General features: G+C 31.9%; 14 protein-coding genes. 10 read left to right on the top strand and 4 right to left on the bottom strand.

The features are described from left to right. The 4 genes from hisD to LQ682_RS10230 all read right to left on the bottom strand — a co-directional run bounded on the left by hisD (position 1) and on the right by LQ682_RS10230 (position 4,052). Positions 1–1,257: a histidinol dehydrogenase gene (gene hisD / locus LQ682_RS10245; protein ID WP_064205127.1), complete on the bottom strand. Its 1,257-nt coding sequence runs from the start codon at positions 1,255–1,257 to the stop codon at positions 1–3. Next, complete coding sequence (gene hisG, locus LQ682_RS10240; protein ID WP_064211552.1) at positions 1,247–1,864, bottom strand: ATP phosphoribosyltransferase; 618 nt, start codon at positions 1,862–1,864, stop codon at positions 1,247–1,249. Before hisG ends, hisD begins: the two co-directional genes overlap by 11 nt. A 9-nt stretch (positions 1,865–1,873) precedes the next feature. Further along, positions 1,874–2,704: an ATP phosphoribosyltransferase regulatory subunit gene (locus tag LQ682_RS10235; RefSeq protein WP_016999069.1), complete on the bottom strand. Its 831-nt coding sequence runs from the start codon at positions 2,702–2,704 to the stop codon at positions 1,874–1,876. 175 nt (positions 2,705–2,879) lie between these two features. Continuing rightward, positions 2,880–4,052 carry an MFS transporter gene (locus LQ682_RS10230; protein ID WP_103269079.1) on the bottom strand — a complete coding sequence of 391 codons (1,173 nt, stop codon included), beginning with the start codon at positions 4,050–4,052 and terminating at the stop codon, positions 2,880–2,882. A gap of 158 nt (positions 4,053–4,210) precedes the next feature. Between LQ682_RS10230 and LQ682_RS10225 the strand changes: the two genes are divergently transcribed. The 10 genes from LQ682_RS10225 (at position 4,211) to ligA (ending at position 15,133) form a co-directional block, all read left to right on the top strand. After that, a complete protein-coding gene (locus tag LQ682_RS10225) occupies positions 4,211–5,683 on the top strand; it encodes a nicotinate phosphoribosyltransferase (RefSeq protein WP_147640996.1) in 1,473 nt (490 codons plus the stop codon). Continuing rightward, on the top strand, positions 5,683–6,504 hold the full coding sequence (nadE, locus tag LQ682_RS10220) for an ammonia-dependent NAD(+) synthetase (protein WP_026023611.1): 822 nt from the start codon (positions 5,683–5,685) through the stop codon (positions 6,502–6,504). The genes LQ682_RS10225 and nadE overlap by 1 nt, the downstream gene beginning before the upstream one ends. Before the next feature lie 64 nt (positions 6,505–6,568). Then, entirely contained in the window at positions 6,569–7,138 is a 570-nt protein-coding gene (locus LQ682_RS10215) for a DUF2179 domain-containing protein (RefSeq protein ID WP_016999065.1), read from the top strand. Then, positions 7,128–7,304 carry an NETI motif-containing protein gene (locus LQ682_RS10210; RefSeq protein WP_064498971.1) on the top strand — a complete coding sequence of 59 codons (177 nt, stop codon included), beginning with the start codon at positions 7,128–7,130 and terminating at the stop codon, positions 7,302–7,304. The genes LQ682_RS10215 and LQ682_RS10210 overlap by 11 nt, the downstream gene beginning before the upstream one ends. Before the next feature lie 258 nt (positions 7,305–7,562). Next, positions 7,563–8,858, top strand: a complete 1,296-nt coding sequence (purB, locus tag LQ682_RS10205; RefSeq protein WP_016999063.1) for an adenylosuccinate lyase — start codon at positions 7,563–7,565, stop codon at positions 8,856–8,858. Between the two features lie 76 nt (positions 8,859–8,934). Continuing rightward, entirely contained in the window at positions 8,935–9,237 is a 303-nt protein-coding gene (locus LQ682_RS10200; RefSeq protein ID WP_016999062.1) for a YerC/YecD family TrpR-related protein, read from the top strand. Positions 9,238–9,385: 148 nt separating this feature from the next. Next, positions 9,386–10,099 (top strand): M15 family metallopeptidase, encoded by a 714-nt coding sequence (locus LQ682_RS10195; protein ID WP_103269081.1) that lies wholly within the window; start codon positions 9,386–9,388, stop codon positions 10,097–10,099. A gap of 151 nt (positions 10,100–10,250) precedes the next feature. Then, the gene (pcrB, locus tag LQ682_RS10190) at positions 10,251–10,934 is read left to right on the top strand and encodes a heptaprenylglyceryl phosphate synthase (RefSeq protein ID WP_016999060.1); all 684 of its coding nucleotides are present in this window, start codon (positions 10,251–10,253) and stop codon (positions 10,932–10,934) included. Positions 10,935–10,946: 12 nt separating this feature from the next. Further along, positions 10,947–13,127, top strand: a complete 2,181-nt coding sequence (gene pcrA, locus LQ682_RS10185) for a DNA helicase PcrA (protein WP_239724216.1) — start codon at positions 10,947–10,949, stop codon at positions 13,125–13,127. A gap of 2 nt (positions 13,128–13,129) precedes the next feature. Beyond that, positions 13,130–15,133, top strand: coding sequence for an NAD-dependent DNA ligase LigA (ligA, locus tag LQ682_RS10180; protein ID WP_016999058.1), 2,004 nt, complete (start codon positions 13,130–13,132; stop codon positions 15,131–15,133). The last annotated feature ends 2 nt before the right edge of the window (positions 15,134–15,135 follow it).

The following is a 15,135-nucleotide window of genomic DNA, read 5'->3' as shown; positions in this document are numbered from 1 at the left end:
TCAGTACTCCTTGTTGTTATTTAATCTGATTTCTAGAGATTTTTTATGTTGATATAAGCCTTCCTCATCAGCAATTTTAATCGCACTAGGTGCTATTTTTTGAAAAGCATGTTCATCTAAATGTATAACAGAATGGCTAGTTAAAAAGTCATTTACTGTTAAACCATTTGAGAATCTTGCTGTTTGGTCCGTAGGCAATACGTGACTTGGCCCAGCAGAATAATCTCCGATAGCTTCCGGTGAATATTGACCTAAGAACATTGCACCAACATATTTAACTTTGCCTATATATAAACTAGGATCAGTTGTTTGAATGGATAAATGTTCTGGAGCTATATAGTTAACGATATCAATAGTTTCGTTTGTGTCAACTGTATGAATAGGGTAGTGATAGTCAGAAATACTTTTTTCTATAATCTCTTTTCTTGGAGAAGCATCAATCGCTTTTTGTAAATTTTGGCTTACTTTAGTTAAAAATGATTTGTCTGTTGATATAAGAAAAGTTCTTGCTTTCTCGTCATGTTCTGCTTGAGCTAAGATGTCTTGAATGATGTAATCTACATTAGAATAATCGTCCGCAATAATGGCTATTTCACTAGGACCTGCGATTTGATCAATACCAACGACGCCATATAATAATTGTTTGCTTAAAGATACAAATTGATTACCAGGACCTACTATTTTGTCGACTTTTGGAATTGTTTCAGTTCCGTAAGCTAAAGCAGCTATACTTTGTGCACCACCAACTTGGAAGACGCGATTTACGCCAGCAATATAACATGCAGCAAGAATAGCTGAATTAATACCATCTTTTTGAGGTGGTGTTACGACTGTAATTTCTTTAACATCTGCAACTTTTGCTAATGTTGCAGTCATCAATACAGTAGAAGGGTAACTTGCTTTTCCACCGGGTACATAAATGCCGACTTTTTCAATAGGATGATAAAGTTGGTATGTTTGACCAGTTGTGACATTTTCATGTTTGATTTTCTGTTGAAATGTTTTAATGTTCTCGTGACTATTCATTAATGCTTGTTTTAATTCTTCAGAAATTAAATTAATGCTATTTTCTATTTCTTGTTTAGAAACTTCTAAATTTTCTAGTTTAACATTGTCGAATTTCTCATTATATTTAAATAATGCATTATCTTTATTTTCTTTAACATCGTTAATTATATTTTTTACATTTTCAGTATGACTAGCTTCAGTGATACAATCTTGTTCAAATTTTTGTTTGAATTCAGTTTTAGATAGCATTAATAGACACTCCAATCTCTTTAATAAAGGATTCTATGCTTTTGGACTTACTAAAGAACGCATGTTTATTGGTTATTAATTTTGCATTAATATCTCCTATAGACTCCTTTTCTTCTAATCCGTTAGATTTAAGGGTGGTACCTGTTTGGACTATATCTACTATAGCGTCTACCATATTAACGACTGCAGCTAATTCTACAGACCCGGACAATGGTATGATGGATACATCTTGTCCTTTTTCTTTAAAATATGCTTTTGTTGTTTTAACGTATGTTGTAGCAATTTTTTTATATTCCGTTACTTCTGGTTTGCTTGCAACAGCAAAATGACAATATCCAAACGGTAAATCGACCAAGTTATTTACATTTAAGTTCTCTTTTTCATCTAAAATATCACTACCTGTAATACCAATATCTGCAATACCTTGTTCTACGTACGTTGAAACATCTTGACCTTTTACTAAGATAAATCTAACGTCCTCACTTTGAATTTGTAATTTTCTCTCTCTATTATTTAATGCTTCTACCCATTTACTGTTTCCGTTTGAATCAATAAACTTTATGAAGTCTTTTAATAAACGACCTTTACTTAATGCAACTGTTAACATAAGAACCTCCTAATTTAATTGGATACCAAAGCCAAATCCTTCTAAAGTGCCATTATAATGACCGCCTGAAGCGATTGGATTTCCATTTTCGTTTTGATAAAGTTGAATAAAACTTCCCACGTAATAAGATTTTGGAGGCATTGTTGTAATATCTAAATGTACGTGTTGAACACCAGATTCTTTAAGTGCCTTTTTCCAAAATTGTAGAGACTGATAAGTAGGGTGGTTAACATCAGCAAAAGTTGTTAGAAATTCTAATTGTTTATGTGTTGGTGTCTTTAAAAGTTTTACGACAGGATGTTCTTGTGTTAATAATTTTGATATTTTCGAAATGTTACGTTCGCTTATTGCCTGATACAATTCATCTGTATGTTCTTCTGAAGAAAGCAATAAATCGAATAATTGATAATGACCGATTACAGCAAAATCAATATTTAAATCTAGTTTAGTATGAATAAAATCGTAGATATATTGATAACATTGAAGCATGTCTTGTCTAGTCGGGTTAAAAATTTCGATACCTAGGTTTGTGTGAATATGTTCATTCACTGCGATAGGTCCTGCATAAGTAACACGAGATGCTTTCAGTTGATATTCACGGCTATAATGTTGTATTTGATCTGTCCAATCATTTCTTAAACTATAGAATGAATCACCATTTTTCCAAATACTGCGTGTATCTAAACTATCTAAATCATCTTGTGTTAGTTGTTTCCATTGGAGTTTTTCAATAAAACTCATATCGATTACTTCGAAATTTCTTTCATTAAAATAGTTTAAAAAAGCTAATTCTTTCTCTTTGTTTGAAATAACATCTTCTTTATAACGTACATAATCCATATTATTAACCTCGCTTTTACTCTCTACCAAACTAAAGTGTTTTTTAATTTATAGAGAATACTATAACACGGTTAATTTAACTTATCAATTGAAAGTTCTGAAAATTTGTATAGTTTAAACAATTAAAAAAATAGTCCGGGTCAATTTTTATGTCCCGGACTCTAATATAGAAATTTTATGATTGTGCTGTTTCAGTTGGTGTTTTATGAAATAGTAATAAAATGAACACGATAAATATAAATGAAGCAACCATTGTAAAGAAGACAGTACCATTTGATATTTCAATAATTGCGCCACCTAGCATCGGTCCGATAATACTACCAACACTAAACGACATAGCAATCATTAAATTCCCGGCAGGTAAGTTGTGTCGTGGTGTTAAGTCTGTCATAAAGCTGACACCTAAACCATAAAATGATCCAGTGAATAATCCGGCTGTAAGGAATAGAGCAATCATAATAAATGGTGTCGTTGGTAAGAAGTCGCCCAATAGGAATATAACACTGCCTATTAAGGTTAACCCTGTTAATACTTTTTTACGTCCATGCAAATCACTGAACATACCAATTGGTACTTGGAATAATATTGCTCCAAGGCTAAATGCAGGTAATATTAATGTGATACTTGTTACATCTAAACCATTTCTTAAACCGTATACTGGGAAGTTACTGTGTAAACCAGCTTCAAATAACCCGTATAATAATGGAAACATAAATGCAATCCAAGAAGTTTTGATTACATCACCGAAGTTTTTCAATGTATTAATCATGCTAATAGGGCGAACATTTGATGACGGAAATTCATTGTGTATTAATAAAACTAAAGAAATTGTAATAATGGATAGAATTGCAGATAAGATAAATGGTAATGTTTCTGAAACATCTACGAGCTTAGCCAGTAGAGGTCCGAGCATAAACCCAGCAGAAAAACTAAAACCATATACAGAAATGGTTCTACCTAATTTTTCTTTAGGTGTGATATGAGTTAACCATGTTTGTGTACTGAAATGTAACATATTATCGCCAATACCTATTAAAAGTCTTAAAATAAACCAAATGGATAAGGTTTTTAAAACAGGGAATAAGAGTAAGGATAATGCGACTATAGCGCCACCTATTAAAATTATATATTTAAATCCACTGCGACGTACAAGACCTTCAATAAAGAATGAAGATAGAAATACACCAATATATAAAGATGTTGCATGTAATCCATTTAAAGAACTAGAGACACCGCTTCTTTCAAATATGACTGATATTAATGGTAAAAGCATCCCTTGTGAGAAACCAGAAACAGCAACAATGATTGAGAGTATAATAAATAATTTTTTAAATGATGAATTTTTCATTTCGTAGCCCCCCACGTATTTATTTGACATCTTTAGTATTTTATCACAGAGATAAATCACTTTATATGAAGAAATTAAAATAATTTCAAATTCTAAAATTAATTATCAAAAGTATGATAAAATAATATAAAATTACATAATCTGAGGAGTATCTAACAATGTATATATATGAAGACGATAGTTTAATGTTACACACGGATTTATATCAAATAAATATGGGAGAGACTTATTGGGGCGATGGCATTCACGAACGTACAGCAGTATTTGATTTATATTTTAGAAGTATGCCTTTTAATAGTGGTTATGCTATTTTTAGTGGTTTAGAAAGAATAGTTCAATTTATTGAGAATCTTAAATTTACAGAAACTGATATTGAATACTTAAGAGAAGTAGGCTATAAAGATGATTATTTAGCTTATTTAAAAGAATTACGTTTTACTGGTAACATTCGTGCAATGAGAGAAGGAGAGCTTTGTTTTAATAATGAACCATTAATTAGAGTGGAGGCGCCTTTAATACAAGCGCAATTAATCGAAACAGCCTTATTAAATATAGTGAATTTCCAAACTTTAATTGCTACTAAAGCAAGTAGGATTAAGCAGGTAGTGCATGATGAAATCGTTATGGAGTTTGGCACAAGACGCGCACAAGAGATGGATGCTGCAATTTGGGGAGCTAGAGCTGCTGTTATTGGTGGTTTTGATTCAACTAGTAATGTGAGAGCTGGTAAATTATTTGGTATTCCTATTTCTGGAACACATGCCCACTCAATGGTACAAACATATGATGATGAATATGTAGCATTTAAGAAATACGCTCAAAGACATAAAAATTGCGTTTTCTTAGTAGATACATTCCATACACTAAAATCGGGTGTACCAAATGCTATTAAAGTGGCTAAAGAACTAGGCGATAAAATAAACTTTATTGGAATTCGTTTAGATTCTGGAGACATCGCTTATTTATCTAAAGAAGCAAGAAGAATGTTAGACGAAGCTGGTTTTGAAGATGCTAAAATATTTGCGTCTAACGATTTAGATGAAGAAACAATTACAAGCTTGAAAGCGCAAGGTGCAAAAGTAACTGCTTGGGGTGTTGGCACAAAATTAATCACAGCTTATGATCAACCAGCTCTTGGTGCTGTTTATAAATTAGTAGCTATTGAAGATGAGAATGGTGAATTATCAGACAGAATTAAAATTTCAAATAATGCTGAAAAAGTTACAACTCCTGGTAAGAAAAATGTTTATAGAATTATAAATACGAAAACAAATAAATCTGAAGGTGACTATATTACTTTAGAAGAAGAAGATCCGAATAAAGAAGAAAAATTAAAAATGTTCCATCCAGTTCATACTTATAAAATGAAATATATTAAAAACTTTAAAGCAATCGATTTACACCATGATATTTTTAAAGATGGAGAACTAGTCTATAAATTACCTGAAATTGAAGAAATTAAGGAATTTGCATTCAATAATCTAGAAATATTATGGGAAGAAAATAAGCGTTACTTGAACCCTGAAGAGTATCCAGTGGACTTAAGTAAAACTTGTTGGGATAATAAGAATAAGAAAATCTTTGAAGTTGCTGAAAGAGTAGCAGACGATATAAAGGAAGTGGATGAATGATGAGAGATTTACAATCAATCATAATTAAAGAAATGAACGTAAAACCGACGATAGATCCAGAACAAGAATTTATAGAAATTAAAAACTTTTTAAAGTCATATATAAAAGCGCATAGCTTTATTAAATCACTTGTTTTAGGTATTTCTGGTGGACAAGATTCTACATTGCTTGGGAAAATTGCACAAATTACAGTAGATGAATTAAATGAAGAAGAAGGCGCTGAGTACGAATTTATAGCTGTAAGACTACCATACGGTGAACAATTTGATGAACAAGATACGCAAGATGCGTTAGATTTTATTAACCCGACGAAACGTGTAACAGTTAATATTAAACCTGCAGTGACAGCAAGCATTAAAAGCTTAAATGAAGCGGGCGTTGAATTGACGGATTTCCAAAAAGGAAATGAAAAAGCAAGAGAACGTATGAAAGTACAGTATTCAATTGCATCTGCAAACAGTGGTTTAGTATTAGGTACTGACCACGGGGCTGAAAACATTACAGGTTTCTTTACTAAATTTGGCGATGGTGCGTGTGATGTAGCTCCATTATTTGGTTTGAACAAAAGGCAAGGTAAAGCAATTTTAAAATATTTAGGTGGACCAGATCATCTTATTAATAAAATACCAACTGCTGATTTAGAAGAAGACAAACCAGCTTTACCAGACGAAGTAGCACTCGGTGTAACATACGATGCGATAGATGATTTCTTAGAAGGTAAGAAAATTGATGAAAAAGATCAAGAAATCATTCAAAATCATTATGTAAGAAACGCTCATAAAAGAGAAATGCCTTATACTAGATACACTTGGCCAAAATAAAGCGTGACTTTTGTTAATTACGTTGATAAAATGATTCCAGTATTTTGAAAAATGGAGGGTTTAAATGTCAGCTATATTAGATAATCCATGGTTGATGGTACTATCAATATTTATTATTAATATTATTTATGTATCATGCTTAACTATGAGAACCATTTTGACATTAAAGGGATATCGATATGTAGCTGCTGCAGTAAGTGTACTAGAGGTAGTTGTTTATGTTATTGGATTAGGTTTAGTAATTAATAGTTTAGATCAAATTCAAAACATTTTAGCTTATGCGTTAGGATTTGCAGCGGGTATTATTGTTGGTATGAAGATTGAAGAAAAAATAGCTTTAGGATATATTGTAGTTAACGTTACAACTGCAGAATATGAAACAGATTTACCGAGAAAGTTAAGAGATTTAGGATATGGTGTAACGCATTACGTTGCCAAAGGAAGAGACGGCGATCGATTAGTAATGCAAATATTAACACCAAGAAGATTTGAATTAAAACTGATGGACACAATTAAACAGTTAGATTCAAAAGCTTTCGTAATAGCATACGAACCTAAAAATATTCATGGTGGCTTCTGGGTTAAAGGCGTACGAAGTAAAAAATTAAAGGCGTATGATACAGATGAAGTTTAAAGTAGAAGACAATGAAACAATCGAAATGTGCCTTAAACGTATGAGAGAACAAGGATACACACCTGTAAAAAGATTCGAAAAACCTGTATTTATAGAAAATAAAGAGGGCGAATATGAAGTGCTAAAACAAGAAATCCAATTTGTCGGTAAAAAAATAAAAGATTAATTAAAACTTAGGTTTAAATTGAGCATTATACTCCTATCAAAGTAGATACTTAAAAAGTAAAACTTTGATAGGAGTTTTTTATGTTTTTATAGTATTTAGCTTTTAATTTTGATAAGCACTGTTACAATGTATAATGTATTTAAAAATATATTTCTTGCACTAATTCACGAACTATATTTATATTTTTATAAATAATGTACGTATTGTGTGATGTTTGTTATACTGTAAGTGACTAATATATGATAGGAGAATTTATCAATGATTGAACGTTATTCTAGAGAAGAAATGACTAATATTTGGTCTGAACAAAATCGTTTTGAGGCTTGGTTAGAAGTAGAAATACTTGCTTGTGAAGCATGGAGCAAGCTCGGACATATTCCAGAAGAAGATGTAAAGTTAATTAGAGAAAATGCTAAAGTCGATGTAGACCGAGCAAAAGAGATCGAACAAGAAACAAGACATGATGTTGTAGCATTTACACGACAAGTTTCAGAAACATTAGGAGAAGAACGTAAGTGGGTACATTACGGTTTAACTTCAACTGACGTAGTAGATACGGCATTAAGTTATGTTGTTAAACAGGCAAATGAAATCATTGAAAAAGATTTAGAAAGATTTTTAGAAGTTTTAAAAAATAAAGCTATTGAACATAAAACAACTTTAATGATGGGTAGAACACATGGTGTACATGCAGAACCAACTACATTTGGTATCAAAATGGCATTATGGTATACGGAAATGAAACGTAACTTAGAAAGATTTAAACGTGTACGTGAAGAAATTGAAGTTGGTAAAATGAGTGGAGCTGTTGGTACATTCGCTAACATCCCGCCTGAAATCGAAGAACATGTATGTAAAGAACTTGGGTTAGATTGTGCACCGGTTTCAACTCAAACATTACAACGTGATCGACACGCTTACTACATTGCGACATTAGGCTTAATCGCAACTTCTATAGAAAAATTCGCTGTTGAAGTTCGTGGATTACAAAAAACTGAAACAAGAGAAGTTGAAGAAGCATTTGCAAAAGGACAAAAAGGGTCATCAGCTATGCCTCATAAACGTAATCCAATTGGATCAGAAAACGTTACTGGTTTAGCACGAGTTATTCGTGGTTATATCACTACCGCTTATGAAAACGTTCCTTTATGGCATGAAAGAGATATTTCACATTCTTCAGCAGAGCGTATTATGTTACCAGATGTAACAATAGCTTTAGATTACGCTTTAAATAGATTTACAAATATTATAGATAGATTAACAGTATATCCTGAAAATATGAAAAAAAATATAGACAAAACATTTGGCCTTATATACTCTCAACGTGTTATGCTAACATTAATCAATAAAGGTATGGTTAGAGAAGAAGCTTATGATATCGTTCAACCAAAAGCGATGGAATCTTGGGAAACTCAAACACCATTTAGAACATTAGTTGAACAAGACAGTAGAATTACTGAATTATTGGACGCTAAAGAATTAGATGAATGCTTCGATGAAAATCATCATTTAAACCAAGTAGATACAATATTCAAGAGAGCTGGAATCGAATAAAATAGTTTATGCTGTACTTTAATAGAGTAATGCATTAAAATGCAATTAATGAACTTATTAAACAGGGGTTGATTTTTTGCAAATTGAAAAATTACGAGGTCAAGCACTAAACGAACTATTTGATGCTATTTTAACGCTCGAAACTAGAGAAGAATGTTATCAATTTTTTGATGACTTATGTACAGTTAATGAAATACAATCATTATCTCAACGACTTCAAGTTGCTAAGATGATTAAACAAGGCAACACATATGCACATATTGAAAAAGAATCAGGTGCATCGACAGCTACTATTTCACGTGTTAAACGTTCTTTGCAATGGGGCAATGATGCTTACACGATGATTTTAGAAAGAATGAACATAGAATTCGAAAAATAGATAATAGAGTCTGAGATACATATCTCTCACTCAAAATACAGGCTGAGACATTTAATTATGTCTCAGCCTTATTCATTATATTTAATTTTGATAAATTATATGAAAAGCTATATAATTATTAAACTAGGTTAATTAGGGAGCGTTTATAATGAAGAAGTTATTTACAGCACTTGCTGTTGCTACACTTTTATTAAGTGCATGTGGTATACAGCAAAATACAGAAGATAATCAGTCAGAAGAGAATAAGTCTAACAATGAATCGAAACAAAATGAAAACAACAAGCAAAAAGAAAATGAAAAACAAGATGAAAAAGATAAACATAAAGTTACTAAGAAAAATGGTGTAACTTATGTTGACGGTCATGTTTTTGTAAATAAAAAAATTGATTTACCTAAAGATTATGCGCCTGGTGAAAATGCTACTGCAAGAAATCAATTGAACAAATTAATTCAAGATGCAAGAAATCAAGATTTAGATTTAGTGTTTAGAAGTGGTTATCGTTCTTATGAGAGCCAAGAACAGTTATATAAAGATTATGTAGCAAGAGATGGAGAAGAAGCTGCAAACCAGTATAGCGCAACACCTGGTAACTCAGAACATCAAACAGGTCTCGCTTTTGACGTAGGTTCTGATACAGCTACAGATGATTTTAGATCTTCTTTCGGTGATACTGATGAAGGTAAATGGATGGAAAAACATGCACATGAATATGGGTTTATTATTAGATATTTAGAAGGTAAAGAAGATATTACCGGATATCAATATGAACCATGGCACTTAAGATATGTTGGAAAAGATTTAGCACAGAAGATTCATCAAAAAAATGTAACATTAGAAGAGTATTTTGATTATGGATATTAATTTTATTAAATGCTAAAAACAATAAGCGAATTTTTACGATTATGAGGAGCGTATTATTCGCTTCTTTTTTGTTTGAAATCGTCTATTTCATTTCGGAATTCAATCACAAAAATGCTATAATTAATCTTATGATAATTAAAGGAGATTGAGTATGTACGATATTAAATTGTGGCGACATGTGTTTAAATTAGATCCTGCTAAATCCATAACAGACGATGATTTAATGAAAGTTTGTGAATCAGGAACAGATGCCATCATAATTGGTGGTACAGATAACGTGACAGAAGACAATATACTGAATTTGATGAGTCGTGTTAGACGTTATCCTTTACCTTGTGCATTAGAAATTTCGAATATTGAAAGTGTTGTACCAGGGTTCGATTTCTACTTTGTTCCAAGTGTCTTAAACAGTGATGAAGTTAAATATCATAACGGTATTTTACATGAAGCGGTGAAAGAATATGGATACATGATGGATTTCGATGAAATATTTTTAGAAGGTTACGTTGTTATGAATGAAGAAAGTAAGGTAGCAAAGTTAACTAAAGCTAATACTCAATTGGATGTTGAGGATTTAATAAGTTATGCACGTATGGTCGATAAATTATATCATTTACCAATTTTTTATTTAGAATATAGTGGTAAGTATGGCAACGTAGAAGAAGTAAAAGCTATTAAAGAACATTTAGAGCAAGCACAACTTTTCTACGGTGGCGGTATCAATGATTTGAATAGTGCTCAAGAAATGGCAGAGTACGCAGATACAATAGTAGTTGGTAACATCATATATGATAATTTAAAAAAAGCTTTACAAACTGTAAAAGTAAAACAATAAAGGAAGGTTTTTATGAACGCATTGTTAGATAGAATGAATGACGAACAAAAACAAGCAGTCAAAACGACTCAAGGCCCATTATTAATCATGGCAGGTGCTGGTAGTGGTAAGACTAGAGTGTTGACGCATAGAATAGCATATTTACTTGATGAAAAAGATGTATCGCCATATAACGTATTGGCTATAACGTTTACAAATAAAGCAGCTAAAGAAATGAAAGAAAGAATCAGTCATCTCGTTGGTCCTGAGGCTGAAAGTATTTGGATATCAACATTCCATTCAATGTGTGTAAGAATCTTAAGACGTGACATTGATCGAATTGGAATCGAAAGAAATTTCACAATTATTGATCCAACTGACCAAAAGTCAGTTATAAAAGAAGTATTAAAAAAAGAAAATATAGATAGTAAAAAATATGAACCAAGAATGTTTATTGGTGCTATTTCTAATTTAAAAAACGAATTAAAGACAGCTGAAGATGTAGAAAAAGAAGCGAATGATTTTTATGCTTCAATGGTCGCACGAGTATATAAAGGCTATCAAGAAAAATTATTAAGAAATCATGCTTTAGATTTTGATGATTTAATTATGTATACGATTCAGTTATTTAATCGCGTACCAGAAGTATTGGAATATTACCAAAATAAATTCCAATATATTCATGTAGACGAATATCAAGATACAAACAAAGCGCAATATACACTTGTACAATTATTAGCAAATAAGTTTCAAAATATATGTGTGGTAGGTGACTCTGACCAATCTATATATGGTTGGCGTGGTGCTGATATTAAAAATATTTTATCTTTTGAAGAGGATTATCCAAACGCACAAACTATTTATTTAGAACGAAATTACCGTTCAACTAAAACTATTTTAACTGCAGCCAACGAAGTCATCAGAAACAACTCAGAGAGAAAACCGAAAGCTTTATGGACTGACAATACTTCAGGTGGAAAAATTCAGTATTATGAAGCGACAACTGAACGTGACGAAGCAGAATATGTTATTCGTCAAATATTAAAGAAAAAGCAAGAAGGGTATAATAATCAAGATATCGCGATTTTATATCGAACAAACGCACAATCCCGTGTGCTTGAAGAAACATTTTTAAAATCCAACATTCCTTATACTATGGTAGGCGGCACAAAGTTCTATGACCGTAAAGAAATTAAAGATATTTTAAGTTATTTACGTTTAGTTTCAAATAGTAATGATGATATTAGTTTTGAGCGTATTATAAACATACCAAAACGAGGCATTGGTCCTTCTTCTGTTCAAAAAATTGCACAATATGCTTCTATAAATAATTTAAGTTATTTTGATGCATTAGGAGAAGTAGACTTTATTGGTTTATCTAAAAAAGTCACTCAAGAAGGTGCAGATTTTTATGAGATGATGAATAACTTTATGCAGCAGCAAGAATTTTTATCTATAACAGAATTAGTTGAACAAATTTTAGATAAATCTGGTTATAGAAAAATGCTTGAAAATGAACAAACTTTAGAATCTCAAAGTAGACTAGAGAACATCGATGAATTCTTATCAGTACCTAGAGACTATGAAAAGAACACACCAGTTGAAGAACAATCTTTAATGAATTTCTTAACAGACTTATCATTAGTTGCAGACTTAGATGACGCTGATTTAGAAGCGGGTGTTACTTTAATGACAATGCACTCAGCCAAAGGTTTAGAGTTTAAAATAGTGTTTATAGTGGGTATGGAAGAAAGTATTTTCCCTCACTTCAGAAGTTTACAATCTGGAGAAGAACATGAAATGGAGGAAGAACGACGCATAGCATATGTAGCTATTACACGTGCTGAAGAACAATTACATGTGTCTCATGCAACGACTAGAAGTTTATTTGGTAGATCTCAAGCTAATATGAAATCTAGATTCTTAAAAGAAATCCCAGAAGATTTATTAGACGGCGTTAAACCAAAAACTTCATTTAAATCTAAACAAACAGCAGCGCCTAAACGTGGTTTTGCGAGAAGAGTTAATAATAATCAAAATTCTAATACTACTTGGAATGTAGGAGATAAAGTAACGCACAAATCATGGGGCGAAGGAATGGTTAGTGCAGTAAATGATAAGAACGGTTCAGTTGAATTAGATATTATATTCCAAAAAGAAGGACCAAAGAGATTACTGGCACAGTTTGCACCAATTGAGAAAAAAGGAGAATAAATATGGAAGAATTAAAATCAAGAGTTGATGAACTTCACCACTTATTGCATAAATTTAATTATGAATACCATGTATTAGATAATCCATCTGTTCCTGATAGTGAATATGATAAATTACTACATGAATTGATCTCAATTGAGGAAGAACATCCAGAACTTAAAACAAGTGATTCGCCAACTGTAAGAGTTGGTGGACCACCTTTATCTCAATTCGAAAAAATTAATCACGATACACCGATGTTATCTTTAGGTAATGCTTTTAACGAAGAAGACCTTAGAAAATTTGACCAGCGTGTAAGAGATAAAGTAAGTAATATAAAATATACTTGTGAGCTTAAAATTGATGGACTAGCAGTATCTCTAAAATATGATAATGGGCGTTTTGTGCAAGGTTTAACAAGAGGTGATGGTACTACTGGTGAGAACATTACTGAAAACTTAAAAACAATTCACGCAATACCTTTAAAAATTAAAGAACCTCTTTCTATTGAAGTGCGTGGAGAAGCATATATGCCTAGAAGTTCTTTCCTTTCTTTAAATGAGCAAAAAGAAAAGAATGGAGAACAACTATTTGCAAACCCTCGTAATGCGGCTGCAGGATCATTGCGACAATTAGACTCTAAGCTAACTGCTAAGAGAAAGTTAGATATTTTCTTATATAGTGTGAATGATTTAACAGAAATTGAAGCGAGCAGTCAATCAGAAGCGTTAAACAACTTAGATGAACTCGGTTTTAAAACGAATAAAGAAAGAGAAACATTTGATGATATTGAAGGTGTATTATCATTTATTGAAAAATGGACAGAAAAAAGAAACCAATTGCCTTATGATATAGATGGCATTGTTATAAAAGTAGATGACTTAAGTCAGCAAGAAGAGCTAGGATTTACTCAAAAATCACCAAGATGGGCAATTGCTTATAAATTCCCGGCAGAAGAAGTTTTAACAACATTGTTAGATATTGAATTAAGTATAGGTAGAACAGGTGTAGTAACACCAACTGCTATATTAGAACCAGTTAGAGTAGCTGGAACGACTGTCTCTAGAGCATCATTACATAATGAAGATTTAATCCATGAAAAAGATATTAGAATAGGCGACAAAGTCGTTATTAAAAAAGCAGGAGACATCATACCTGAGGTTATACGTAGTATAGTAGAAAGTAGAGCAGAAGATAGCGAAGTTTATCACATGCCAACACATTGTCCTAGTTGTGATCATGAGCTTGTCAGAATCGAAGGAGAAGTTGCTCTACGTTGTATTAATCCTAAATGTCCAGCTCAACTTGTCGAAGGGATCATTCACTTTGTATCAAGACAAGCTATGAACATAGATGGTTTAGGCGAAAAAATTATCGAACAATTATACACGCACGATAAGATTAAAGACGTAGGCGACTTATACTATTTAACAAAAGAAGATTTATTACCGTTAGAAAGAATGGGCGAGAAAAAAGTTCAAAATTTATTAACGGCAATCGAAGCATCTAAAGAAAAATCATTAGAACATCTGTTATTCGGATTAGGTGTTAGACATCTTGGTATTAAAGCAAGTGGAGTGATTGCTGAAAAGTTTGAGACGATTGATCGATTATTCGAAGCACAAATTGATGACTTAACTGAAATTCCTGATGTTGGTCATAAAATGGCTCAATCTTTAGTAACATATATGGAAAATGAAGACATACAAGTTTTAATTGAAAAATTAAAAAAGAAAAATGTTAATATGACATATACAGGTGTTAAACAATCCGAAATAGAAGGTCATCCAGATTTTAGTGGAAAAACATTTGTCTTAACTGGTAAAATGACAGAGATGACACGACCAGAAGCTACTAATATATTACAATCATATGGAGCTAAAGTAACAAATAGTGTTACTAAAAACACAGATGTTGTAATAGCTGGTGAAGAAGCAGGTTCTAAACTCGAAAAAGCAGAAAAATTAAATATCGAAGTTTGGTCAGAACAAGACTGGTTGGATAAATATCGTAATATCAATGAATAGAG

The sequence above is a fragment of the Mammaliicoccus sp. A-M4 genome (assembly GCF_022386955.1).
Taxonomy (GTDB): Bacteria; Bacillota; Bacilli; order Staphylococcales; family Staphylococcaceae; genus Mammaliicoccus; species Mammaliicoccus lentus.
Note: the sequence above shows the minus strand (reverse complement) of the source record. Positions and strands in the feature narration are given on the sequence as shown.

Bases quoted from the DNA above. Each gene is read 5' to 3' on its own strand.
- hisD (WP_064205127.1), bottom strand. From the start codon at position 1,257: ATGCTATCTAAAACTGAATTCAAACAAAAATTTGAACAAGATTGTATC.
- hisG (WP_064211552.1), bottom strand. From the start codon at position 1,864: ATGTTAACAGTTGCATTAAGTAAAGGTCGTTTATTAAAAGACTTCATA.
- LQ682_RS10235 (WP_016999069.1), bottom strand. From the start codon at position 2,704: ATGGATTATGTACGTTATAAAGAAGATGTTATTTCAAACAAAGAGAAA.
- LQ682_RS10230 (WP_103269079.1), bottom strand. From the start codon at position 4,052: ATGAAAAATTCATCATTTAAAAAATTATTTATTATACTCTCAATCATT.
- LQ682_RS10225 (WP_147640996.1), top strand. From the start codon at position 4,211: ATGTATATATATGAAGACGATAGTTTAATGTTACACACGGATTTATAT.
- nadE (WP_026023611.1), top strand. From the start codon at position 5,683: ATGAGAGATTTACAATCAATCATAATTAAAGAAATGAACGTAAAACCG.
- LQ682_RS10215 (WP_016999065.1), top strand. From the start codon at position 6,569: ATGTCAGCTATATTAGATAATCCATGGTTGATGGTACTATCAATATTT.
- LQ682_RS10210 (WP_064498971.1), top strand. From the start codon at position 7,128: ATGAAGTTTAAAGTAGAAGACAATGAAACAATCGAAATGTGCCTTAAA.
- purB (WP_016999063.1), top strand. From the start codon at position 7,563: ATGATTGAACGTTATTCTAGAGAAGAAATGACTAATATTTGGTCTGAA.
- LQ682_RS10195 (WP_103269081.1), top strand. From the start codon at position 9,386: ATGAAGAAGTTATTTACAGCACTTGCTGTTGCTACACTTTTATTAAGT.
- pcrB (WP_016999060.1), top strand. From the start codon at position 10,251: ATGTACGATATTAAATTGTGGCGACATGTGTTTAAATTAGATCCTGCT.
- pcrA (WP_239724216.1), top strand. From the start codon at position 10,947: ATGAACGCATTGTTAGATAGAATGAATGACGAACAAAAACAAGCAGTC.
- ligA (WP_016999058.1), top strand. From the start codon at position 13,130: ATGGAAGAATTAAAATCAAGAGTTGATGAACTTCACCACTTATTGCAT.